Raw genomic sequence first — 24,628 nt, forward strand, 5'->3', positions numbered from 1 at the left:
TCGCGCGCCCACAGCGCCGCGCTCGTGCGGTCGGAGACGCCGATCCGGCGGAACGAATCCGCGGTTCCGCCATGGCCAGGGGCCGAAGGGAGGACACTCGAATCCATGGCGACGCGCAACTTCGTGTGTCTCGTCCTGGGTCACAAGTGGACGCGGGAGCGGATGCCCAACCGCACCCTCCGGCTCACCTGCAAGCGCTGCGGCGACGTCGACGTCGTCGAGAAGGACTTCGACGTCGGCAGGTTCGGCCCGAGCGGCGGAGGCGGATTCGGCGGGGGTGGCGGAGGCGGCGGGGGCGTCGGCTTCTGATCTGACCCCTGGCGCCGCTACAGGTCCTTGGCCCATTCCCGCGACCAGCCCACCGGCCGGAAGCCGAGCCGCTCGTTGATGGCGATCATGTGCACGTTGCTGTCGGCGTTCCACGTGCGCACGGCCGTCACCTCGGGCTTCTCCTGCTGCAGCGCACGGAGGTTGGCGACCTTGAGGGCCTGCCCGAGCGCGTGCCCGCGATGCTCGTGGAGGACCAGGGTGTCGGTCTGGACCGCGAGCTGAGGAGTGCCCGGGCGCACGACGATGTCGGTGAAGCCGACGAGGTGCCCCGACGGCACGTGCCGCACGACCGACTCGACCGCCCAGATCGGGCTGGGCGTGTTCCACTGCCTCCGCACGCGCTCGGCGTCCCACTCCTGCTCGTCGAGGGCGATGTCACCCATCGGGGCGTCGGTGCTCATCCGCCTCGCGAGCAGCGCCCGGTCCTCGAGCCACTCCTCGGGCAGCGCGTTGACCGCCGTCTCCACGCCGTATGCCGTGGGGTCGAGGCCCGGGTCGAGTGCGGTCAGCGTGTCGGCAGGCAACGGCAAAGCCAGATCCTGGCTGATGTGCGTCTGAGTCAACCGATAGCCGTGCGCGAGTGCGAATTCCGTTGCTGAACCGCCGGATTCGTCAGGCGAGTCGGCGTGGTCATGCAGTCGCGTGCACCTTCTGCCACTCCCGGCTGTAGCCGTCGACGGTGTAACCGAGGCGCCGGTTGACGGCGAGCATGTGCGCGTTCGAGGCGGCGTTCCACGTGCGCACCGAGGTCACCCCGGGCAGCTCCTCCATGAGCCGCAGGGCGTTGGCGGCCTTGAGGCGCAGGCCGAGCCCGTGGCCACGGTGCTCGCGCAGCACGAGCGTGTCCTGCTGGAAGGCGAGCGCCGGCTCGTTCGCCGACACCGAGACCTGGGTGAAGCCGACGATCCGCCCGCTCGGCACGTGCCGGGCGACCGTCTCGACGATGCGCCGCCCGGCGGACAGCAGCCCCTGCTGCTGCTCCCGGAGCCGGTCGGCGTCCCAGGCCTCCTCCTCGAGGGCGAGGTCGTCGCTCGGTGCATCCGTGCTCATCCGCTGCTGCAGGTGGGCCCGGTCGTCCAGCCACGCCTCGGGCAGGTGGTCGACATAGCCGTCGAGCACGTAGTCCTCGGCGCCGCCGGCCGACACGACCGCTTCGAGCGCCTCGCGGTCGGCGGGCAGGGCCATCTCGCTGCGCAGGACCGTCTGGCCGACGACGTATCCACGGTGCGTCGCGAACGTCTCCGAGACGTCCGCCCCCGGTTCGGCCCACTCCGTCTCGGCGAAGAAGAGGGTGCGGCCGTGGTCGGTTCCGATGCGCTCGGCCCGGGCGAGCAGCTCCGAGCCGATGCCGAGCCCCCGCGCCTCGGGTCGCACCGACAGCCAGATCATCGCGGCGTCGAGGTTGTCGAGCTGGGGCAGCTGCACCTCGAGGGCCCCGACCAACCGGTCACCGAGCCACCCGGCGAGGTCGACGCGCTTCTTCGTGCCCGTGCGGTGCAGCGCCTGCACCTCCTCGAGGGGCCACTCGCTGCCCCGCTGCCCGAAGAGCTCGCGCTGCACGGCTGCGTGGACCTCGATCCACTCCCGTGCCGGGGCGTCCTGCGCAGGGTCGAGCAGGTCGATGGCCAGGATCTCGACGTCGTCACTCACGGCCCAGAGTCTGGCGACCCGGCCCGAGCGATGCGACCCCTTTTGTCGCCGACGCGGCCGGGCGGCATACGCCCGTTGGCTGGCGAATTGCCGGCCAGGCGACCAATGGCGTTGCCGCGCAATCGCTCCCGGGCCTACCCTCGAACCATGCGCCACTGCCAGCAGACGACGACGCCGGACCACTCCGGCGCGCTGCTGCTGCTCTAGCACTGCTACACCCACGCCCCGGAGTCGACTCCGGGGCGTTCGCCGTCTCCCGGGTCGAGTCCCCCAGCCACCGATCCGCAGGAGACCACCATGACCGACCACAGGGACCTCAACCACGACCTCGACGTCTTTGCGACCGACCCGCTTGCCGGCGCTGGGCTGCCGCTGTGGCTACCCGCCGGCTCTGTCATCCGGGACGAGCTCGAACGCCTCGCCCGCGACCTCGCACACGCCGACGGCTGCGTCGAAGTGCACACCCCGGTGCTCGGCAAGCGCGCCCTCTTCGAGCAGTCCGGGCACTGGGCCAAGTTCGAGGACGACATGTTCCCCTCGATGCGGCTCGGCGAGGAGGAGGTCGTGCTGCGCCCGGCGAACTGCCCGCACCACGCCCTGGTCTACGCGGCGCGCAACCACTCCTACCGCGAGCTGCCGATCCGGCTCCACGAGCTGGCGCCGATGTTCCGCGCCGAGCGATCCGGGGTCCTCTCAGGGCTCACCCGGGTGCGCCAGATCAGCCTCGACGACACCCACGTCTTCTGCCGCCCCGACCAGGCCGGCGACGAGGCCGAGCGGGGCCTGCGGGCCGCGCTCGAGGCGCAACGGATCCTCGGCCTGCCCGTCCACCACGTCCGGCTCTCGCTGCGCGACGACTCCGACGCGTGGCTCGGCAGCCCCGAGCAGTGGGAGGCGACCCAGGAAGCCCTGCGTGCGGCGGCGGGCAACGTCCTCGCCGCCCGGGACCTGCAGCTCGTCGAGGCCGCCGGCGAGGCCGCCTTCTACGGGCCGAAGCTCGACCTGCAGGTTCTCGACGCCCGTGGGCACGAGGAGACCATCGCCACCGTGCAGGTCGACTTCAACCAGCCGGAGCGCTTCGACCTCACCTACCACGGTGAGGACGGTGGACGGCATCGCGTCGTCATGATCCACCGCGGCACCGTCGGCTCGCTCGAGCGCGTCACTGCCGCGGTGCTCGAGCGCTACGACGGACGGGTGCCACTGTGGCTGGCCCCCGAGCAGGTGGCGGTGCTGCCCGTCTCGGCTGAGCAGGACGACTCCGCCCGTGGCCTCGTCGACGCGCTACGTGCCGAGGGCGTACGCGTCGAGCTCGCCTGTGACGAGTCGCTCTCGTCGCGCATCCGGGAGTGCCGCAGGCGACGTGTCAGCATCCTTGCCGTCGTCGGCGCGCGTGAGGCGGCTGACGAAGCTGCCCAGGTCACCGACGTCGCGGCCGGCTTCCGCGACGTCGTCCCGGTGCGACAGCTCGTCGAGCGCGTCGTCGAGGCGCGGGACCACCGCCGGCAGCTCGTCGACTGGGCCTGACGGCTGGGCCACGCGCGACACGGCACACCCCCGGGGGCGGCCCCACGGCATACGGCAGGGTGCTCGGACGTTACAGGGACGTAAGTCGCCGACGAGACGAAGGATGTGACCCGGCATGGTGTTCGGATTCGGCAAGAAGACCCAGATGCCCGCTCGCGAGGACGCGCTGCGCGGCCGCGACACCCGCCCGTATGCCGTGAACCCCACCCACGTCGTGCTCGGCACGCCGCTCGAGGGGCCGTGGCCCGACGGGTCCGAGGTGCTCTACGTGGCGATGGGCTGCTTCTGGGGCGTGGAGCGCATCTTCTGGAAGCAGGACGGGGTCGTCTCGACCGCGGCCGGCTACATGGGCGGCTACACCCCCAACCCCACCTACGAGGAGACGTGCACGGGCCTCACCGGCCACGCCGAGACGGTGCGCGTCGTCTACGACCCCACCCGCACGAGCCCCGAGCTGCTGCTCAAGGCGTTCTGGGAGAACCACGACCCGACGACCGCCAACCGCCAGGGCAACGACATCGGCACGGCCTACCGCTCGGCGATCTACTGGACGACCGAGGGGCAGCGGCTCGCCGCCGAGGCCACCCGGGAGGCGTTCCAGAAGGTGCTCGACGACAACGGCCTCGGGCAGATCTCGACCGAGATCCGCTCCGCAGACGACGCCGGACCGTTCTACCTCGCCGAGGACTACCACCAGGGCTACCTGCACAAGAACCCCGGCGGCTACTGCAACCACGGGCCGAACGGGCTCACCTGCCCGGTCGGCATCGTGCGCCAGGACCAGCTGCCGTCTCAGCAGGAGATCGCTCCCCCGGCCTGAGCCCCTGAGCCAGCACTGAGCCAGCACTGAGCCAGCACTGAGCCACGGTGACGGCGCCGAGCCACCCGTACGCGGGTGGCTCGGCGCTTCCTCAGTGGCTCACTTTCAGTTCTGGCAGGCCACCTCCTCGAAGTGCCCCGGGGTCGTCGGGTAGGCCGCTCCCGACCCGTGGTCGTTGATGTCCTCGCTGTAGACCAGGGCGAGCTCACGGAACGCGGAGGTGCCGGGCGTCGTGACGTCCGACGCCGATCGTCCGGCTCCGGTGCCCCACGCCACCTGCTGGAGGAAGGTCTGCATCTGGGGCGAGATCTGGCGCACGTCGTTGAAGCCTCCGTAGGCCGCGTTGCAGTGCGTGTAGAGGTTGTAGACCCCGACCCAGTCGATGAGCCGGTCACCCGGGTTGGGCCCGTTGGCTGCGACGTCGCCCTGCATGACGTCGCGGTCCCAGCCGCCGTAGAGCCAGTCGGTGCCCTGGTGGTGGTTGTTGTCCACCGGATCGGCGTCGGCGGTGTCGGTCATGGTGAACCACAGACAGGGATCCACCGTCGTGGCGTTCTTCTTGCTGCCCGACGTGAGCGGCCAGTCACCGTTGGTGCACCCGCTGCCGGGCACGTAGCTGCCCCGGGGCCGCACGTCGAGAAGGTCCGAGCCGACGATGTCCTGCTTGTTGACGTCCGGCTCACCGGCACCTCCGAAGAGGTGGTCGACAAAGCGATCGTCGGTCCCCCTCGAGGTCTGGTCGAACGTCCCACCGGTCAGGCAGTCGGGCGTCGCCGAATCGAGCACGGGGTCGCACCCCCGGCCGCCCCACAGCACGTCCTCGCCGTCATCGCCGTAGACCTCGTCGCCGCCACTGTCACCGTTGGCGACGTCGTCGCCGTAGCCGCCGTGAATGTCGTCCGCGTCGGGTCCGCCGCGCAGGCGGTCACGCCCGCCATTGGCAAAGCCGTCGTGCGGCATGGGCGCGTCGGTCGAGGCGCCGATCCACTGGTCTCCATCGACGTCGTGGAGCAGGTCGACCCGACGGTCGTAGGCCGTCCGACGGAAGGCCGTGAAGGTCTCCGCGGGCGGGCTGTTGAGCGACGTCGTTACCTCGGCCGGGCTGTCGCCGGCGCTGAGGAGCTGGTTGACGACACCACCACGGTCACCGACGATCGCGTCGCCGCCGGCGTCGCCGCCGATCGTGTCGTTGCCGAGCTCGCCGTAGAGGTCGTCGTCTCCGCCGCCACCCGAGATGGCGTCGTCGCCGTCCTGGCCCCAGATGCCGTCATTGCCCCCGTCGCCCCAGATCACGTCACCGCCGAAGGCGCCTGTCACCTCGCAGGTGCCCTGGGCGGTGGTGCAGAAGCGCGTGCTCGGGCCGGGCAGTGCCGGATCGTGCGTGCGCGACCGCGTGGCATCGGAGGGCACCGCCCCGTCGGGGTAGCGATCGGCATACACGGTCTCCGACTGCCCGCCGGCGGCACCGGTGAGCGTTCGCAGCAGTGAGCCGTTGTCGCCGAGCACGACGTCGTCGGCTCCGTTCCCCTCGATGGTGTCGGGCCCGTCGCGGTAGGCGGGCGTCGACGTGCCACCGATGAGGTCGTCCTGGCCGGGAGCCGTCTCGGATCCCACGAGCAACGACGCCGGGCTCGCGGAGCCGGGCCACGGGGCCGTCACCGGGAGCACGGTGGTGCCGTGCGCCGACGCCGCCCCGAGGGCGAGGTCGCCGAAGAGCGCGTCGGAGCCGCCGTTGCCCTCGAGGTAGTCGGCCCCGGAGTCGCCAGTCATCGCGTCGTTGCCGTCCTGGCCGGCCAGCACGTCGACACCGTCGCCGCCCGAGATGCGGTCGAAGCCCCATCGCTCGGCGGTCGGGATCTCGAGGTGTCCCGTCGTGACGCTGCGGTCCCAGGGCTGCACGACCCGGGGGATCATCGCGGTGCCCGTCGTGCTGCCGAGTCTGACGGTCACCGACGTCGGCGCCTGGCCCGCGACCGGACGCAGGATCTGCCCGTTGTCGCCGAGCGAGACGTCGTCACCGCGTCCGCCGAAGAGGGCGTCGTCGGAGTCGGGCTGACCGGAGGTCGTGTCACCCGAGCCGCCGGAGGGCGTGGAGCTGCCGCCGACGATGTCGTCGTCGCCGTCGTCGCCTTCGACCCAGTCGATGCCCGGGCCGCCTTCCGCGTAGTCATCGGCGGCGTCGCCCTTGACCCGATCGGGACCGGACTGCCCGAAGGCCACGTCCTGGGCGTCGCCGCCCATCATGAGGTCGCCCCCGGACGTGCCGGCGACCGGCGACGACCCGAGGTCGAGCAGCACGACGCGGTGCGTCGACGCGAAGCCGCGCATGCGCGTCACCGGGGTCGTGTCACCGGCCGCGACCCCGCGCGTCACGACCGCGTTGTCACCGGTGAGCAGGTCGGGCCCGCCGTCGCCGTAGAGCACGTCACCGCTGTCCGGACGGCCGACGCCGGCCGAGGCCTGCTGGAAGGATCCACCGACGACCTGGTCCTCGCCCGCGTCGCCGTGGACGGTGTCGGAGCCGTTGTTGCCCTCGAGGTGGTCGGCGTCGTCGCCACCGTTGACCCGGTCGTCGCCGAGGCCGCCGTATGCGGTGTCGTCGCCGCCTCCTCCGAAGATGAGGTCCCCACGGCCGGCGTTCGGGACCGAGCCGTCGAGGTCGAAGGGGATCGCCGGGGCGTCCGCCGACGACGACGGGTCGTCCACAGTGCCGTTGTCGCCGATGAGAAGGTCCACCCCGATGTCACCCGCGAGCACGTCACCGGCATCGGCTGCGTCCGTGTCGGTGCGGCCCGAGGCCCGGGTGCCACCGTAGAGAACGTCGTCGCCGTCGCCGCCGGTCGCCCAGTCGGCGCCGTTGTTGCCCTCGATCACGTCGGCGTCGGCCAGCCCGTAGAGCACGTCGTCGTCGCCGTTGCCGAAGACGAGGTCGGCTCCCGAGCCGCCGTAGCCGCGGTCGGCTCCCGAGCCGCCCCAGACCCCGTCGGCGCCGTCGTCGCCGAGGAGCATGTCATCGCCCTCCTGGCCACAGACGAGGTCGCCGGAACCCGCCGCGAGGACGCGGTCGCGAGCGCCACCGGCCGAGACGGTGTCGATGCCGGCCCCGCCGAGGACGAGGTCGTTGCCGTCACCGCTCGCGGCGGTGGTGCCCTCGGGCACGGGGTCGGACGCGACGGGCGTGCCGGCCCGGCAGGTCTCGTCGGCGTTCCCGCCGGCCGTCGCTGCGTCGCGCAGGGTGTCACCGAAGACGGTCGCCGGACCGTCGCCGCCGAGCACGTGGTCGTTGCCCCGGCCGCCGACGAGGGTCTTGCTCGACGACGCCTCGCCGGAGGGGATGGGCAGGTGCCGCACGAAGCGGTACGCACCGAAGTCGACTCCCTCGATGACGTCTGGGCCGCGCGGGGCCCCGGCCTCGTCGAGGCCGCGGGCGCCGACCTCGCTGGGCTCGGCGATGACGTAGTCGTCGCCGGGGCCGCCGAAGACCGCGTCGGTGCCGTAGCCGCCGACAAGGGCGTCGGGCCCTGCCCCGCCGATGATCCTGGCGTGCTCCGAGCCCTTCGAGTGGCTCGTGACGACGTCCTCGACCGTGCTCCCCCAGACCTCGTCGTTGCCCGACCCGGTCTCGATGATGTTGGGGATCGACGGCTTGCCCGCCGGGGTGGTGAGGGTGTCGGCCGTGCCGTCCTCGTCGACGCCGAAGCCGCCCTCGGTCGAGGCGTAGAGCTTGTCGGGGCCGCTGCCGCCGGTGACGGCGTCGCTGCCCAGGCCGCCGATCAGCACGTTGCCCTCGGAGGGGATCGTCGTGCCGGCCGTGGCCCCCGGCCGGTCGGAGGCGACACCGATCTTGTCGTCGCCAGGGCCGCCGTTGACCCGGTTGTGCCCGAGGCCGACGCTGATCACGTCGACGCCGCCGCTGCCCTGGTCGCCCTGGGTGGGGTCGACGTCGAGCTTCGTCCAGTCGATGACGTCATCGAGGGCGACCGTGGTGATCTTCGACTTCGAGTTCTCGACGTCGAGCGGGTTGAGGACCGCGGTGAAGGCCCTGGTCAGGACCGGCAGCGCGCCGTCACCCGACACGAAGTCGTCTCCCGAGCCGGTCGTGATGGCGTCGTCGCCCGGACCACCCGCCACGCGGGCGACCTTGTCGGCCAGGTCTGCCGTGACGACGCGGTCGGCGTCCCCGCCTGCGTCGACCCAGGAGTTGCCCGTGCCGGTCTGGATCTGGTCCTTCCCCGGCGTGCCGAAGACGACGGCGTCCTTGTCGAAGAGCGACAGGTCGGCCTGCGTCGTCGTCGACGTCGGGCTCGAGTCCTTCTTGCCGTCGCCGACGAAGCTCACGACGAGCGGGGTCGAGGACCCTCGGCCGTCGACGACGACCCTCTTGAGGCCCGCGTCGAGGTAGTCCCGGGTCTCGCCGAGCATCTGGACCCTGAAACCGTCGAAGTCGGGGTTGGTGCCGGCCTCGTCGACGCCCTTCTTCTGGGCGAAGCGCAGTGCCGTCACCTTGACGACGTCGGCCTCGGTGTCGGCCGTGTTGCCCCAGGGGGCGCCGCGGGACTGGTCGTTGCCGAAGTGCCCGGCGAAGACGACGAGCGTGTCGCCCTCGGTGCCACCCAACCGGGGTGGTGGCGGCGCACAGTCGGGTTGGGCCGTGAAGTCGAGCAGCGTGATGTCGGCCAGCGTGATCGAGAAGGACACGCTGAAGGGCGAGAAGCCCAGGGTGATGTAGAGCCGGAGGAAGAGACTGAGTCGCCCGGTCGTCGTGAAGAGGCACAGGGGGTTGTTGACCGCGGCCTGCACGAACTCGCTGACCCGGAACTTCCCGTCGTTGTTGGGATCGTTCCAGTGGAAGCCGATGGTGAGGTGCAGACCTCCCTCGATGCCGACGGTGATGATGAGAGCCGTCACCGCTGCCCCGGCGGCGATCTCACCGTCCAGCCGCACCACGGGCACGGGCGTGCCGGTCTTGTCCGTCGTCTTGAAGTAGAGGCCGTCGAGCAGCTTGAGCCCGTCGACGGGCGCGCCCGCCTGGGCGGCCTCCACGGCATACCGGATGCCGGCGGTGTCGAGACCCGCCATGAAGCGCAACGTCACCGAGGCGGAGCCCGAGAGCGTCACCATGACCGGCGGGGGGGCGTAGACCGGGCCGAACGCCTGGCGCCACGTGAAGCCGAGCGTGAGCGGCCCACTGTCGAACTCGACGAGCGAGACGTCGCTGCCCATGAGCAGGCTGAAGACCGAGGCCGGGTCGTCGAGGATGGGGAAGCTGAAGCCGGACTGGTTGGCCTTGCCCGTGGTGTCGGCGCCGACGCCGAAGACCTTGCCCTGGCCACCCTTGGCGTTGAGCAGGTCCTTGACCTCCTGCTCGCTCTTGGGCAGGGCTGTGGTGATGAGCGAGTTGGCTCCCCCGGGGTCGAGGCTGCTCGTCGGCGACACGTCGGTGTCGAGGGCCCTGGAGCCACTCACCGTGAAGCTGCCGATCGGGATGAGGCACGACGGGTCACCGGCACCACCACCGCAGTCGGGGAGGTTGTTGACGAGCGTCGTCAGCGCGGCGATCTTGTCGACGAAGTCGAGCTTGGGCCCGCCGGCCATCGTGTTGAACGTCTTCGCCAGCGTGATGAGGCTGACGTCGCCGCCCCCGGCGAGCCTGCTGAGGTCGGACAGCACCGGGATCGGCGCGTAGAGCGTGTCGATGACGGGCTGGAGCGGTCCGGTGACGGACTTGACCTTCTTGAGGACCGGCCCGAGCAGGCTCGACAGGAAGCCACCGGCGTCGATGGCCACCTGCTTGAACTCGATGGTCGGGAAGCCGACGTCCTTGATGTTCTTGTCGGTGATCGTCCAGCCGAGGACGAAGTTGGCCTGCACACCGGGCAGTACGGAGTCGACGGATGCCTTGACCAGCCAGTCGGCCTTGATCTTCGCGCTGAGCGAGATGCCGAAGAGCGAGGTGACGTCGCCACCTGAGATGTCGGCGATCGTCAGCGTGGAGGTGGCAGTCTCCGTCGGGTCGGTGGAGGTGAGGTCGACGAAGAACGCACCGGCGAAGAGTGGCTCCGTCCCCTGCTTCTGCACGTCGATGTCGAGGAAGGCGAGCTGCGCCGTCATCGTCGCGGGCATGTCGAAGCGCGCACCGAGGCCGAACTCCGGTGCGGGCTGACCGCCCTGCCAGTTGTCGTGGGTGTAGATGACGAAGCCGTCGTCGGTGTTGATGCCGGCCTTGACGTGCAGCTGCAGGCCGAGACCGTAGGTGATGGCGTCGTCCTCCCCCGCCTTGATCGCGAGGCCAGGGATGCCGATGTCGAGCGGCAGCGACGCGCCGTCACCGAGGCAGCCCGAGCCCGCGACGCAGCCCTCGACGGCGTCGACCTGCCCGGCGAGCACCTCGAAGGTGATGTTCACCCCGTTGACGTTGTCGGTCGGGCAGGCGAGCAGCATCGGCTTGGAGGTCTTCTCGTCGTACGTGCTGGGTGCCGAGTTGTCGCTGTCGGTGTAGGTCAGCGTGCTGCCGTCCACCGTCGCGACCAGCCCGAAGTCCGCGTCGTCCTTGCTGCGCAGGATCTTGTATGCCGTGGCGCCAGCTGAGGCGGTCCACGTGAGTGCGATGGAGTTGCCGCCACCGAGGTCGGTGAAGGCGGTGGACACGGTCGCGGGGTCGGAGGGCACGGTGTCGTCGTCGGTGCCCTGGCTTGCCACGATCTTGTACTGCCACTTCGTCGTTCCGGCAGTTGCCGGGTCTGCGACGAGGGTCGGGGCGCCGGTCGGCTCGAGCTTGGCCTTGCACTCGTAGTTGACGACGAGGTTCGCGTCCTTGAGGCCAGCTGCGGCGATGGCCTCCTTGAGCTTGTCGTTGACGTAGTCACGGGCCTCGTCGGCGCTGGCCGGGACGTTGCCCAGCTTGGCCTTGATCTCGGCTCGCAGGCGGTTGATCGAGTCAGCACCCTGCTGGAGGTCCTTGCCGACGAACGGCAGCTTGCCGTCGAGCGTGGCGAGGCGCATCGCCTGCTCGATCTTCTCGAGGTAGCCGTCGAGGCCCGGGCCGATCTGCGTGAAGTCGGCGATGGCGTTGGCGAAAGCCGCCGAGAGGTCGGGCAGCTCGAGCCGGGCCGTGGTGTCGTCGGGCGCCGGAAGGTTGCCCGAGACCGTGATGAGGTCGGCAGGGTCGTCGGTGTCGGGCAGGCGGAGGGCCACCTTGCCGAGCGAGGTCGGGCTGCCGCCCGCGACGGTCGCGTAGAGCGGGATGACGCCGCAGACCATGAGCTCGACAGTGAGTGCCTCACCGCAGTCGACCGGGGTGTTCCTCGCGTTGAGGTCGACGGCGACATCGGAGAGGAAGTCGGAGAAACTGACAGGAGTGTCGGGGCTGGCCCCGCTCTTGGCGAGGTCGAGGCTGAGGTCGGCCTGGAGGTCGACCTGGGTGCCGGCGCCGCCACCCGGCAGGCCTGCCGAGATCGACAGCGGTCCGAGGGTGCCTGCAGCCGAGCCGGTGAACCGCGCGTCGGCGGCGATGCCGATGGAGGAGTCCTCCAGCACCTTGAGGGCCGCCGCCGTGGTCGGTCCCGTACCCGGCGCGAGCGGCACGACGAGGCCGACCTTCACCCCGCCCTCGACCGCGACGGAACCCTCCCCGGACGCTTCGGCCGAGAAGATGGTCTTGTCGCCACCGATGTCGAGGCGCAGCGGTGCGGTCGTCGTGTAGGAGCGCTTCCAGTCGACGTCGAGGACGACGCTCGGGGTGCCCCCGTCGTCGAGGTAGCGGAAGTCGAGGGCGTCCGTTCCCAACCGTCGGTCGAGGAAGGCGACGAGGTCCTGCATGTTCTGCGGCGGGTGGGCCGACATCGCGTCGACGGCGTCGTCGAGCGGTGAACGGAAGGTGTACGCGGTGTCGTCGGCCGGCTTGGTCGTCCACTTCTCGGTCAGCGTCACGGTGTCACCGGAGGCTGACGCGACGACGGCGACCTGAGTCCCGACGACGAGGCTGCGGCCGACGAACGAGGCGTCGAACACCCGGCCCACGTGCTGGAGGGTGTTGTCGCCGTAGTTGACGTCGGCACCCTGTCCGGAGGCGTCACGACGCATGAGGTCGCGCAGCGACACCCCAAGGCCCGGGATCTCCTTGCTGTAGACGCCACCTGCCCCACCGGGCTGGGCCTCGGCGAGCTGTGTCGCGAGCGTCTGGAGTGTTCGCAGGACGATCGCGAAGAGCTCCGCCTGCGAGCCCGGCTTGATGTCGAGGGCGAAGATCCGTTCGAGCTTGCTGAGGTCGAGCTGGGGCCCCGACGGGCCCGAGAGCTGCGTGAGGTCGGCCCAGGTCGCACTGACCCCGACGTCGGTCCCGGCGGGCAGGAAGCCGTCCGCCTCGGGGATGCTGACGGCCATGTCGGCTGCTGCACGCACGTTGACGTGGACGTCGAGCAGGCCACCGGCTTGGCTGGCACCAGTGGGGGTCGACGTGACGAGCTGGGCGAAGAGGTCGCGCAGCCTCAGGTCGTGCTGGGCGTCCCCGGCCTGCTTCAGACCGATCGTCAGCATGTTGCCGGTGACCGCACCGGAGCAGTCCACGGCGGCGGTGCTGTTGCACACCGAGAGCTCGCCCTCGAGGCGCACCTGGAAGAAGCCGGCGTTGGCGCTGAGGTCGACCTTCGTCTCGATCGGGAAGTCGGCGGTCAACAGGGGGCTGCCCGTGCGAACCATGATGCGGTCGGGTCCGAGCGGCAGCGAGGTGATGTTCGTCGTGAAGGTGCCGGTGGTCTGGGTGAAGGGGCACGGCTCGGTGTTGCCCTCGAAGCCGACGCACGCCTGGCCCGTCCGCGGGTCCTGCAGGTCGAGCACCAGGGTGAGGTCGGCAGAGAATGAGGGCTTGACCGTGGCGAACGTCTGGGGAGCATTGGCCCGCAGGATGCCGCGTCGGGGACCGTTCGGCACCGGTTGGTCGGTGAGCCGGTCGGCGAAGGTGACGGCACCGAGCTGGGCCTCGGGACCGACGATGACGAAGGGCGTCGTGTCGGTGGGCTTCCCTCCGATCCACGGACCCGAGAGCGTCAGCGAGTCGTCGTCGTTCGTGGCGATCTCGCCGGCCGACGTGCCGGCCACGATGCGCATCCCGGCCCACTGGTCGGGTGCCCACGGCTTGGTGCCGTCGTCCAGCGCGAGCCCGTCGGCCGCATACATCGCAGAGGCCCTCGACGTGCGTGCGCTTCCGGCGTCCATGGGAACGGGTGACGAGGGCGCGGCCTTCGTCATCTGCATCCGGAAGACGAGCTTGCTCGTCGTCGGGTCCCAACTGACGTTGTCGAGGCCGATGCCGGCCGCCTTGAGCTTGGTGATGAGGTCCTGCAGGGAGGTGAAGGTCGGATTGCCGACGGTCGACGCGTCGAAGCTCGGCGGGCTCGGCTGGGCAGGGTCCGGCTGCTGTATGACGTTGGCCTTGAGGAAGTCGACGAGCACCTGGTTGGCCTTGACGGCGTCGGCGACCGTGCCCCGGAGGAAGGGCAGGTCGAGGTTGCCGGTCGTGGGCAGGGGTCCGGCCCCATCCGGGTCGAACTTCGCCTGCTGGATGCCGGTCAGCGCGGTGGCCACCTGCGCGAGACCGTCCGCGAGGTCGCGCAGGCTCATGTTCTGGAACTTGCCGACCAGCGACGCGAGGTCTGGGGCGGTGACCGTCGGCGACCCGACGGCGATGTTCGGCCACGAGATCGTCACGCTGGAGGCCACATTGGTCGGGAAGCCCACTCCCGTCAGGCCGTTCGTGTCCGCAGCGATGTCGAGGGTGCCCTTCACCGAGCCGGCGACGCCGACGTCGGACGGCGCGCCGTTGGGGTCGAGGGCCGCGGTGACGAGGCCTGTGAGCGATCCCTCGGCCGCGAGCTCGCCGGCACCCGCACCGCCGTTGTCGAAGGCGAGGATGCCGTCGTTGTTCGGGTCGTCGACCCGGGCAAAGGTGTGCACCTTGACCGTGAAGTCGCTGCTGCTGAGGGTGACTCCGAGGATGCCCACGGCGGCCTTGGCCGAGGCGGACAGCTGCGCGGTGATGTCGACGTCGATCCGCGGTGCGTGTGCGTCGTCGCTCGCGAGGTACACCCGGTTGGTCGTTGGTCCAGTCCACACCACCCAGAGCGACAGGGTCGCCTCCACGGTGGCCGTCACGCCCTGCGGGGACGACAGCTCGACCTTCGGACTGGCAGAGCTCACCGCAAGCGCCTGCTGCGTGGCGGTGCGCGACACGACGAGGTTGACGTGGGCACGCTTGCCCTCACCGAGGTCGTCGACGGTGATGTCGAGGACGCCGTTGCGTCCGCCGGGAAGCGGCACGGCCTCGCCGCTGGTGGCGACGTCAGCCCACGTCAAGGCACCCGCGAGCGTGCTGGCGACGCCCTCCTCCACGAGGTCGTCCAGTCCAGCGAGGCCGCCCGGGCTGGCCGCCACGAAGGGGAGCTGCTTGCCGAAGGAGCCGAGGGTGGACAGACCCTTGGTCCACGTCGCGAGGTTCGAAGAGCCACCGCTCCCGCCGAGGAGCGCCACGACCTTGTCGACGCCCGGATCCGGATCAGCCGCGAACGCCGGAGAGTGACCCCCGAGGGCCCCGACGACGACGAGGAGCGAGGTCAGACCGGCTCCGAGGGCACGACGAATCGCCTTGCGCACCATGACATCTCCGAATCAGGGGCACCACTCCCGTGCGCACTCCCTGGTCGCGCATCATCGAGCGGCCTACTCGTCACAAGGTAGTGACGATCTCGCGACACGTCCTCAGAATCACCGAAATGGTCGACATGCGGTGATAAAGCCGCGCCGGTCAGAGGGCGAAGACCTCGCGGAGGGTGCGCAGCACGCCGTCGTCGGTGTTCGCCGGGGCGACGTGCCGCGCCGCCTCGACCACGGCCGGGTGGGCATTGGCCATCGCGTAGGAGTGCTCCGCGGCCCCGAGCATCTCGAGGTCGTTGAGATAGTCACCGAAGGCCATCGTCTGGGCGGCCGTGATGCCGAGCGCGCGCTGCAGCTCGCGGACGGCGAGGCCCTTGTGCACCCCGACACCCATGACGTCGACCCAGTGATGACCGGAGACGACGACCTGCTGCGGCGCGCAGAACGACGCGAGGTCGGGGCCGGTCACGGCAGTGGGGTCCCCGAAGTCGTGGACGGCCAGCTTGAGAACCTCGTCGTCGACCCGGGTCAGGTCGTCGGTCATCGTCAGACGCGCGTAGTAGCGCTCGACCTCGCCGAGGAAGGCGTCGTCGGTGCGCTCGATCCACGCCGACGTCTTGCCGCAGAGCACCACTCCGAGGTCGACGCCTCGGCCCCCGAGCTGCCGTGCGTGCTCGACGACGCCACGCGACCAGGCGAGGTCGAGGGTGTGCGAGCTGACCTCGGCACCGTCGCGCGTGACATAGGCGCCGTTCTCGGCGATCACGACGAGGTCGTCGGCCACCTCGCTGAAGAGCCGGGCGATCGTCGCGTGCTGCCGACCGCTCGCGGGAGCGACGTCGACGCCGCGCTCACGCAGGGTGCGGATCGTCGCGATGGTGTCGACGGGCAGCTCGCCGGCGCCGTCGAGCAGCGTGCCGTCGAGGTCGACGACAACGAGCCTGATGCCGGCGGGGTCGAGACCTGCCTCCTCGGCCGGCGCGTTGTGGCGGTCCCGGAGGTCGGCGGCGGAGCAGGGGTCGGTGGCAGGTGCTGACGTCATCGGCGCCAGCGTATGCCGCGACGGGTGCGGTCTCGCTCACCGTCCCGGCGCGCGGACGTCGTGCAGTGGCAGGATGCCGCCATGGCCGACAAGAGCTTCCACCTCAGCCGCGAGACGACGATCGCCGCACCCGCGGAGCGGATCCACGCCCTCATCAACGACTTCCACGAGTGGCGGGCATGGTCGCCCTGGGAGGGACTCGACCCGGCCATGGACCGCGCCTACGACGGCCCGACCGCGGGCGTCGGTGCCGTCTATGCGTGGCAGGGCAACAGCAAGGCGGGCGAGGGTCGCATGGAGATCGTCGAGTCGCAGCCGCGGAACGTCGGCGTCGACCTGCTCTTCGCCGCGCCGATGAAGGCGCACAACCGGGTCGACTTCACGCTGACCCCGGTCGGCGACGACGGCGCGAGCACCCACGTCGAGTGGGCGATGACCGGCCCGCAGAACTTCGTCATGCGCGTCATGAGCAAGGTCTGGTCGATGGAGAAGCTCGTCGGTCCCGACCTCGAGAAGGGCCTTGCGAAGCTCAAGCAGGTCGCCGAGTCCGCGTGACCCGGGCGATGACCGCGGGCGGCTGGGTCATCCGCACGGCGACCCGCGACGACGTGCCCGCCGTGGTCGCGCTGCTCGCTGACGACCCGCTCGGCGCAGCGCGGGAGGACCCCGCCGACCTGCAGACGTATGCAGCGGCATACGACCGCGTGGCCGCGGACCCCGGACAGCACCTCGTCGTGGCCGAGCGCGACGGGCGGGTCGTCGGCACCCTCCAGCTCAGCGTCATCCCCGGGCTGAGCCGCCGCGGCGCTACCCGCTCCGTCATCGAGGGCGTCCGTGTCGCGAACGGCGAGCGTGGCAGCGGGCTCGGCACGGAGCTCATCATGTGGGCGATCGAGGAGTCCCGTCGAGCGGGCTGCTCGCTCGTACAGCTGACGAGCGACGCCAGCCGCACCGATGCCCGCCGCTTCTACGAGCGGCTCGGCTTCGAGGCGTCCCACGTCGGCTTCAAGCTCCCGCTCCACCCCTGACCGGCACCCCCTCCGCCGGGTCAGAAGATGCGGACCCGCTCCTCCTCCGGCAGCCACATGGCGTCGCCGGGCTTGACGGCGAAGGCCTCGTGGAACTCGGTGACGTTGCGCACTGCGTTGCCGCGCACGTCCTGCGGCGAGTGCGGGTCGATGGCGAGCAGGCGGATGGCCTCGGCCTCCCGGGCCTTGCCGCGCCACACCTGGGCCCAGCCGACGAAGAAGCGCTGCGGCCCCGTGAAGCCGTCGATCTCGGGCATGCCGTCCTGCTCGGTCGCGATGCGGTAGGCCGCGTAGCCGATCTGCAGGCCACCGAGGTCGCCGATGTTCTCACCGACCGTGAGGGCACCGTTGACCGTGTGGGACGCGTCGAGCCCGGCGGGGACGTACGCGTTGAACTGCTCGATGAGCCGTTGGGCCAGCGCGTCGAAACGCTCCCGGTCGGCCTCGGTCCACCAGTCGCGCAGGGCGCCCGTGCCGTCGTAGCGAGAGCCCTGGTCGTCGAAGCCGTGACCCAGCTCGTGCCCGATCACCGCGCCGATGCCGCCGTAGTTGACGGCGTCGTCGGCCTCGAGGTCGAAGAACGGGGGCTGGAGGATGGCGGCCGGGAAGACGATCTCGTTCATCGAGGGCATGTAGTAGGCGTTGACCGTCTGCGGCAGCATGTGCCACTCGGTGCGGTCGATCGGCTGGCCGATCTTCGCGAGGTTGCGGTCGATCTCGAATGCCGTGCTGCGCCGCACGTTGCCGGCGAGGTCGTCGGGCACGATCTCGATGGAGGAGTAGTCGCGCCACACGTCGGGGTAGCCGATCTTGGGCGTGAACGCATCGAGCTTGGCGATCGCCTCGGCGCGCGTCTCGGGGCTCATCCACTCGAGCGAGGAGAACGACCGGCGGAAGGCCTCGACGAGGTTGGCGACGAGGTGCTGCATGCGGTCCTTGGCGGCCGGCGGGAACCAGCGCTCCGCATACAGCTGACCGACGGCCTCGCCGATGCAGCTCTCGACGAGGCTGACACCGCGCTTCCACCGCTCGCGGTTGTCGGGCTGACCCGAGAGGGTGCGCCCGTAGAAGTCGAAGTTCTCGTCGACGAGCGACTGCGGCAGCAGCGGCGCGAACTCCGACAGCACACGCCACGTCAGCCACGACCGCCAGTCGTCGAGGTCGACGGACTCCATCGCCGAGCCGAGCGCGCTGACGAAGCTCGGCTCGCGCACGACGACCTTGGCGAACGCCCCTTCGGGTGCCTGCAGGCCGAGCAGCCATGCGTCCCAAGGGAACTGGGGCGCCAGGGCCTTGGCCTCATCGAGCGTGTGAGCGTTGTACGTCTTGATCGCATCGCGCGTCGTCACGTTGTCCCAGTGCGCCGAGGCGAGCAGCGTCTCGAGCGCCATGATGCGTTCGGCCTTCGCCTCCGCCTCGGGGATGCCGGCGAGGCCGAGGAGCCGGCCGATGTGCGCGACGTAGGCGGTGCGGATCTCGGCGTACTTCTCCTCGCGGTAGTAGGACTCGTCGGGCAGCCCGAGTCCGTGCTGCTCGAGGTAGACGACGTAGTCCTCGGGCGAGCGCTGGTCGGGCCCCACCCAGTGGGCGAGCGGGCCGTCCACGCCGTCGCGCTCGAGGCGGCCCAGTGCCGAGCCGAGGGCCTCGAGGTCGGTCACCGACGCGACGTCGGCGAGCAGCGCCTGCAGCGGCGCGAGCCCGAGCTCCTCGATGCGCTCCGTGCCCATGAAGCTCGCGTAGAGGTCACCGACCTGCTGCTGCGGCGTGCCCGGAGCTCCGTCGTGGCCCGCAGCCGCCTCCTCGATGAGGTCGCGCACCCGCGCGGTCGACTCCTCGCGCAGCACGTCGAACGTGCCGAAGCGCGCACGGTCGCCGGGGATCTCGGTCGTGTCGATCCACGTGCCGTTGACGAAGCGGAAGAGGTCGTCCTGCGGCCGCGTCGAACGGTCGAAGGCATCGAGGTCGATCCCGGACTTCATGGCCACCTGGCTGCTCCCTTCGGGTCGCCGAGCCACCCGGCCCGACCGTGCCGAGCCTAACCACGCGAGGGCGCCCGCGGGCCGCTGCCCCGCTGAGTCGCAGCCGAGGTGTCGTCCGGGGTGTCGTCCGGCGCCGTCCGGCGTCGTCCGGGGTGTCGTTGACGCAGGCGTATGCCGTCCGGCGCGGGCCCGTCTCCCGCACCGGACGGCATACGTCCTCCTCAGCGACGCAGCCGGCCGATGAGCACGCCGGCCAGCCCGACGAGGAGGAGGAGACCGCCGAGGGCGCCGATGAGGGCCGGCCCGACGAGGCGGAAGTCGAGGCTGGCGTCGCTGACGTTGACGACGATGACGTAGGCGGCGACGAGCATCGCGAGCAGGCCGAGCACAACCGCTCCCGGGCGCGGGCCCTTGCGCACGGTGACCTGGGCGTAGGTGCGGTGCGGGGCGGTCCCGTGACCCCAGGGGTGGGGCGTGGGCGGCGGCAGGTGCGACAGGTGGCCGGCGGTGTCGTCGGCGTGACCGGCCGGCTCGCTCGTGACGTCGTCGGGCACCGGCGTGGCCGGCTCGACCCGGAAGGGGGTCGGGGCGGGCACGGCCTGCGTCAGCCGGGTGTCGATCGTCGTCGTCGGGTCACCGATCGGGTCCACGGTGAGGGCGGGCCCCTGGTCCGCGGACGGTGCTGCGGTCGGGTCCGACGTGGGGTCTGGCGTGGGGTCTGTCGTGGGGTCTGTCGTGGGGTCTGTCGTGGGGTCTGTCGTGAGGTCTGAAGTGGACCGCGCCGTGGGGTCGGCCGTGGGGTCCGAGGTCGGGTCGGGGTGCTGGGTCATCGAGGGCTCCGTGTCGAGAACGTCGGCGGGTTCGCCGGGGGTGGTGGGCTGCTCGCGCTCGGTCATGACGCGCTCCGGACGAGGATCTGGCCCATGCCGACCTCGGCGTCGACGACGATCTCGGGCGCGGCACCCTTCGGGCCGAGGGTCAGGGTCTCGGCGACGTCAGGTCCACCGGTGGCCACCCGTGACGGGTCGTCCATGGTCCGCATCGACGAGCCCTGGGCCTCCGACCCGGCGGGGGCGTCGACCTCGCCGAGGCGGGCCCGGGTGTTGACGGTGACGGGGACGCCCTGCGGAACGACGATGGTGAGCTGTCCGACGCCCATCGTGGCGGTGACGACGTCGGGCTTGAGGGCCGTAGCCTGGTACTCCGCCTTGCTGAGGTCGACCGTCATCTCACCGAGGCCGAGCTGGAAGTTCGGGTCACCGGCGAGCGAGGTGACGACGTGCTGGGGGTCGCCCACCTGGAAGGGCCTCGTCAGCCCGGCCGGTGCGGCGGTGGTCGCGACGGCGGCGATCATGCCGACGACGGTGAAGAAGGCGAGGCCCCCGGCGCGACGTCCAGCGAGGCCGCCGATGACGATGGCGAGGCCGAGCACGCCGACGCCGGCTGCGATCCCGATGGCGGTGGGGTTGCCGGCCCAGCCGGCCGTGGTCGCCACCTGGTGGGCGATGACTCCGCTGACGAGGGCGAGCCCGAGGACGAGCAGACCACCCGCGAAGCCGATCGAGCGCACCCGCTCCCGCGGCGGCGCCGCGAAGGGCGCCTGTGCGGTCCACGGCTGGTTCGGCGACGAGGCGAAACCCGCACCGCCCGTGGCGCCCGAGGTCGGGGCGGTCCCGGGATCGCCGACGGACGCGGTCGTGCCGGGCGTGCCGGGCGTGCCGGGCGTGCTGCCGGCACCGAACGCCGCCCCGGCGTTGGCGGCGGCGTTACCCGTCGAGGCACCGCTGCCACCCACGCCCGCGCCCCCGCCGCGCCACGGCTTGTTCACCATGAGGTCGCGGCCGGTGTCGGTGCGGGTGAGGAACCACCACGCGCCGAGCACGAGAAGCGCGAAGCCGACGATCCGCGCGCCGTGGTAGTCGCCGCCCCACCACGGGGCGCCCCCGAGCACGGCGAGCCCGGTGATGACGAGCAGGAAGATCGAGCCGCCGTCGCCGTCCTTGAGCGCGCGCTCGACGGGCAGCCGGCCGCGGTCGTCGGGCATGAGCAGCCACAGCACGAGATAGAGCGTGACGCCGATGCCGAAGAAGATGGAGAAGAGGATGAAGCCGGCGCGCACCACGAGGGGGTCGACGCCGAGCCATCGGGCGATGCCGCCGGCCACACCGGCGAACCACCGGTCGTTGGTCCCCCGCACGATGCCGGGCCGACGCAGCGCTGCGTAGAAGCCGTCGAGGCCGTGGCCCTGACTCGGGGCCTGGTTGCTGTTCGTCATGTCTCCAGAGTGGCCCCGGCCCGGGGCCGCAGCCATGAGGGTCGACCCTGAGCAGACCCTGACGCGACCCCCAAACCCGGCCGAGAGGGTCGCCGCCACCCCTCGGGGTGGGCGAGGATGGTCAGGTGAAGACAGCGACGAGCAGTGAGGAGGGCCCCGTGCAGCAATCGCAGCAACCGCGGCCCCACCCGCAGCCGCCTGCGCAGACTCCCCCGCAGCCTCCGCTGCAGCCGGCGAGCGGTCCGCTGCCCGCGTGGCGCGCCAAGCCACGTCCGCCGCTCGTGCGCCACCGCAGCGACAAGGTGCTCGCGGGGGTCGCGGCCGGCCTCGCCGCCCACCTCGGCCTGCCGGTCGGCTGGGTCAGGGTGGCCTTCGTCGCCTCGAGCATCCCCTTCGGCGCGGGCATCGTCGTCTACATCTTCCTGTGGGCCACGATGCGCGAAGAGGGCTCTGCCGCAACGCTTTCCGGTATGCCGCCCGCCCCCTCGGCCGTCACCGCCACCGTGGTCCCGCCCACCGTCGCGACTGCTGCCGCCACGGCTGCTGCCGGCACGACCGCACCTGGCACGACTGCAGGCGCGGTCCCCGGAGCCCCCGGCGAGGCGGCCCAGTCTCGGGCAGCCGCAGGGGCGACCGGGTCGTCGTCGCTCTCCGCGCACCTGCACCACGGCATCGACCTGACCGGTCTGCGGTCGTGGCTGCGCAACAGCAACCAGGCGGTCGTCATCACGCTGCTCGGGGTCGCCGCACTGGTGGCCGCTTCGGCGCTCTGGCTCGGCAGCGTCGGCTTCGACGTTCACGCCGAGGTCGTCGTGCCGGTCGTCGCCATCGTCATCGGGGCGATCTTCTTCTGGTCGCAGCTCGACGACTCGAGCCCGCTCGGTGGCCGCCGCCCGGTGCGCTGGATCTGGCTCGTCGTGGGCCTCGGCTTCACCCTGCTCGGCCTGGTCGCCCTCCTCGTGCGGGGCACGAACATCACCGAGCTGTGGCAGGTCCTGGGCGCCGTGCTCGCTGCGCTCGTCGGCATCTCGGTGCTCTGCGCGCCGTGGATCCTGCGCCTCTGGACCAACCTGCGCGAGGAGCAGACAGCGCGCATCCGGGCGACCGAGCGCGCCGACATCGCCGCACACCTGCACGACTCGGTGCTCCAGACCCTTGCCCTCATCCAGCGGCAGTCGACCGACTCCGCGACGGTGGCCCGGCTCGCGCGCGCCCAGGAGCGCCAGCTGCGCAGCTACCTCTACGACGAGGACTCCCGTGCAGGCACCCTCGGCGCGGCGCTGACGGCGGCCATGGGCGAGGTCGAGGACCTGCAGGGCGTTCCCGTGCAGCTCGTCGTCACGGGCGACCGGCCGATGGACTCGCACCTCGACGCCCTCGTCAAGGCCGTGCGCGAGGCCGCGTGGAACGCCGTGCGGCACGCCAGCCCGCCGGTGAGCGCCTACGTCGAGGTCGGGCCGGACGCCGTCGAGGCCTTCGTGCGCGACCACGGCTCAGGCTTCGACCTCGACGCCGTGCCCGACGACCGGGCGGGCGTGCGCGAGTCGATCATCGGCCGGATGGAGCGCCACGGCGGCACGGCCCGCATCCGGCGCCGCGCCGACGGCACCGAGGTCGAGCTGCGCCTGCCCGTCGGTGGCCCCGACACGGCGCAGGACCCCACCCCCACCACGAGCAGCCCCACCCCCACGCCCGCCCCCACCCCCGCGAACGAGCCGCAGGAGCAGCCTTCATGACCGACCCGCGGACCATCCGCATCGTCATCGTCGACGACCACCACATGTTCCGCACCGGCGTCCGGTCGGAGCTGACGGCGCTCGCCGGCTCCTCCAGCCTCGCCGGCCCCGCGAGCTTCCGCCTCGAGATCGTCGGCGAGGCCGGCGCCGTCGAGTCGGCCACGCAGGTGATCACGCAGGAGCAGCCCGACGTGGTGCTCCTCGACGTCCACCTCCCCGGAGGCAACGGGCACGGTGGTGCCGACGTCATCCGGGCCTGCGCCGGGCTCGAGTCGCGGGCAGGCGTGCCCGTGCGCTTCCTCGCCCTCTCCGTGTCCGACGCCGCCGAGGACGTCATCGCCGTCATCCGTGCCGGCGCCCGGGGATACGTGACGAAGACGATCAGCGCCGAGGAGCTGCTCACGGCGATCGGCCGGGTCGCCGACGGCGATGCCGTCTTCAGCCCCCGTCTCGCGGGTTTCGTCCTCGACGCCTTCGGGGCGGCCGCCGGCGAGGTGGCCGAGATCGACGAGGAGCTCGACCGCCTGTCGGCCCGCGAGCGCGAGGTCATGCGCCTCATCGCTCGGGGCTACCAGTACAAGGAGGTCGCCAAGGAGCTCTTCATCTCCGTCAAGACCGTCGAGACCCACGTCAGCTCGGTGCTGCGCAAGCTGCAGCTCAGCTCTCGCCACGAGCTCACCGCCTGGGCCCTCGGCCGCCGCCTCCTCTGACCGACCCCAACCCTGATCGTCGGGGAGGCTTGCTCCGGCGCTCGGCTAGGACGCGAGGAAGCGGCGCAGGGCGGTCACGATGATGTCGGGCGCGTCGGTGTGCACCCAGTGACCGGCGCCCTTGATCGTGAAGAGCCGGGTGCGCGGGAAGTGCGCCCGCATCCGCTCGCCGTCCTCCCGCTTGATGTAGCGCGAGTCGCCGCCGGCCACCCACAGCACCGGCCCGTCGTAGGGCGGCAGCGCGTCGGCCTCCTCCGGCCAGCCCGCGATGCGTGACTCCGCCCCGCGCGCCGCGTCGGCCGCGATGAGGTCGAGGTTGACCTGCCAGCGCCAGGTGTGTCCTTCGCGGCGCAGGTTCTGCAGGAGGAACGCCTTGACGCCGGCGTCGGGCTCCTCGAAGCGGGCCTCGGCGTCACCACGGCTCGTCAGCTCGCCGAGCGGCAGCCGCTGCATCTCGCCGATGTAGCCCTCGAAGCGCTCGAGCGAGACGTAGTCCCTGGGGGCGATGTCGACGACGACGAGACGCTCCACGAGCTCGGGGTGCAGCAGCGCGACGACCATCGCGACCTTGCCGCCGAGCGAGTGCCCCACGACCGTCCACGCCTCCCCCGGCCCGTGGGCCCGCAGGGTCGCCGCCACCGCGTCGGCGTATGCCGCGAAGGAGAATTCCGTCGACCACGGCGAGCGCCCGTGGTCGGGCAGGTCGACGAGCAGGCACCGCGCGTCGGCGCCGTGCGGGCCACTCACCGCCTTGGCGATCTGGGTCCAGTTGCGACCCTGACCGAAGAGTCCGTGCAGGAAGGCGATCCGCGGACCCCCCGTGCCCACCGAGAGCGTGTTGAGCGCGGCGGGGCTGGCGGTCTCGGGAGCAGCGGACGGCATGC

Annotated in this window: 15 protein-coding genes; 7 read left to right on the top strand and 8 right to left on the bottom strand. The window is 71.3% G+C overall.

Annotated elements, in window-relative coordinates:
- Positions 1-105 precede the first annotated feature (105 nt).
- Positions 106-309, top strand: coding sequence for a hypothetical protein (locus FBY41_RS23255; RefSeq protein ID WP_185748855.1), 204 nt, complete (start codon positions 106-108; stop codon positions 307-309).
- Positions 310-326: 17 nt separating this feature from the next.
- Here FBY41_RS23255 and FBY41_RS02445 read toward each other — a convergent pair whose 3' ends face one another.
- The gene (locus tag FBY41_RS02445; protein ID WP_141841824.1) at positions 327-860 is read right to left on the bottom strand and encodes a hypothetical protein; all 534 of its coding nucleotides are present in this window, start codon (positions 858-860) and stop codon (positions 327-329) included.
- Positions 861-960: 100 nt separating this feature from the next.
- Positions 961-1,980, bottom strand: a complete 1,020-nt coding sequence (locus tag FBY41_RS02450) for a GNAT family N-acetyltransferase (RefSeq protein ID WP_141841825.1) — start codon at positions 1,978-1,980, stop codon at positions 961-963.
- 297 nt (positions 1,981-2,277) lie between these two features.
- Here FBY41_RS02450 and thrS point away from each other — a divergent pair, with 297 nt between their 5' ends.
- The gene (gene thrS, locus FBY41_RS02455) at positions 2,278-3,507 is read left to right on the top strand and encodes a threonine--tRNA ligase (RefSeq protein WP_141841826.1); all 1,230 of its coding nucleotides are present in this window, start codon (positions 2,278-2,280) and stop codon (positions 3,505-3,507) included.
- 115 nt (positions 3,508-3,622) lie between these two features.
- Positions 3,623-4,327 carry a peptide-methionine (S)-S-oxide reductase MsrA gene (gene msrA / locus FBY41_RS02460; RefSeq protein WP_141841827.1) on the top strand — a complete coding sequence of 235 codons (705 nt, stop codon included), beginning with the start codon at positions 3,623-3,625 and terminating at the stop codon, positions 4,325-4,327.
- Positions 4,328-4,432: 105 nt separating this feature from the next.
- Here msrA and FBY41_RS02465 read toward each other — a convergent pair whose 3' ends face one another.
- A complete protein-coding gene (locus tag FBY41_RS02465; protein WP_141841828.1) occupies positions 4,433-14,977 on the bottom strand; it encodes a calcium-binding protein in 10,545 nt (3,514 codons plus the stop codon).
- Between the two features lie 148 nt (positions 14,978-15,125).
- Entirely contained in the window at positions 15,126-16,016 is an 891-nt protein-coding gene (locus FBY41_RS02470; RefSeq protein WP_141841829.1) for an HAD family hydrolase, read from the bottom strand.
- 81 nt (positions 16,017-16,097) lie between these two features.
- Between FBY41_RS02470 and FBY41_RS02475 the strand changes: the two genes are divergently transcribed.
- Together FBY41_RS02475 and FBY41_RS02480 are read left to right on the top strand one after the other, a co-directional pair.
- Positions 16,098-16,571: an SRPBCC family protein gene (locus FBY41_RS02475; RefSeq protein WP_141841830.1), complete on the top strand. Its 474-nt coding sequence runs from the start codon at positions 16,098-16,100 to the stop codon at positions 16,569-16,571.
- Positions 16,572-16,579: 8 nt separating this feature from the next.
- Complete coding sequence (locus FBY41_RS02480) at positions 16,580-17,044, top strand: GNAT family N-acetyltransferase (protein WP_141843022.1); 465 nt, start codon at positions 16,580-16,582, stop codon at positions 17,042-17,044.
- A gap of 20 nt (positions 17,045-17,064) precedes the next feature.
- Here FBY41_RS02480 and FBY41_RS02485 read toward each other — a convergent pair whose 3' ends face one another.
- The 3 genes from FBY41_RS02485 to FBY41_RS02495 form a co-directional block, all read right to left on the bottom strand.
- Positions 17,065-19,023 carry a M13 family metallopeptidase gene (locus FBY41_RS02485; protein WP_141841831.1) on the bottom strand — a complete coding sequence of 653 codons (1,959 nt, stop codon included), beginning with the start codon at positions 19,021-19,023 and terminating at the stop codon, positions 17,065-17,067.
- Positions 19,024-19,244: 221 nt separating this feature from the next.
- Positions 19,245-19,919 carry a hypothetical protein gene (locus tag FBY41_RS02490; protein WP_141841832.1) on the bottom strand — a complete coding sequence of 225 codons (675 nt, stop codon included), beginning with the start codon at positions 19,917-19,919 and terminating at the stop codon, positions 19,245-19,247.
- The gene (locus FBY41_RS02495) at positions 19,916-21,298 is read right to left on the bottom strand and encodes a PspC domain-containing protein (RefSeq protein WP_185748856.1); all 1,383 of its coding nucleotides are present in this window, start codon (positions 21,296-21,298) and stop codon (positions 19,916-19,918) included. Before FBY41_RS02495 ends, FBY41_RS02490 begins: the two co-directional genes overlap by 4 nt.
- A 158-nt stretch (positions 21,299-21,456) precedes the next feature.
- Between FBY41_RS02495 and FBY41_RS02500 the strand changes: the two genes are divergently transcribed.
- Both FBY41_RS02500 and FBY41_RS02505 read left to right on the top strand, forming a co-directional pair.
- Positions 21,457-23,034, top strand: a complete 1,578-nt coding sequence (locus FBY41_RS02500) for an ATP-binding protein (RefSeq protein WP_260439515.1) — start codon at positions 21,457-21,459, stop codon at positions 23,032-23,034.
- Complete coding sequence (locus tag FBY41_RS02505; RefSeq protein WP_141841835.1) at positions 23,031-23,744, top strand: LuxR C-terminal-related transcriptional regulator; 714 nt, start codon at positions 23,031-23,033, stop codon at positions 23,742-23,744. Before FBY41_RS02500 ends, FBY41_RS02505 begins: the two co-directional genes overlap by 4 nt.
- A 45-nt stretch (positions 23,745-23,789) precedes the next feature.
- Here FBY41_RS02505 and FBY41_RS02510 read toward each other — a convergent pair whose 3' ends face one another.
- A complete protein-coding gene (locus tag FBY41_RS02510; protein WP_141841836.1) occupies positions 23,790-24,626 on the bottom strand; it encodes an alpha/beta fold hydrolase in 837 nt (278 codons plus the stop codon).
- Positions 24,627-24,628: the final 2 nt, after the last annotated feature.

This window comes from Humibacillus xanthopallidus (genome assembly GCF_006716675.1).
Taxonomy (GTDB): Bacteria; Actinomycetota; Actinomycetes; order Actinomycetales; family Dermatophilaceae; genus Humibacillus; species Humibacillus xanthopallidus_B.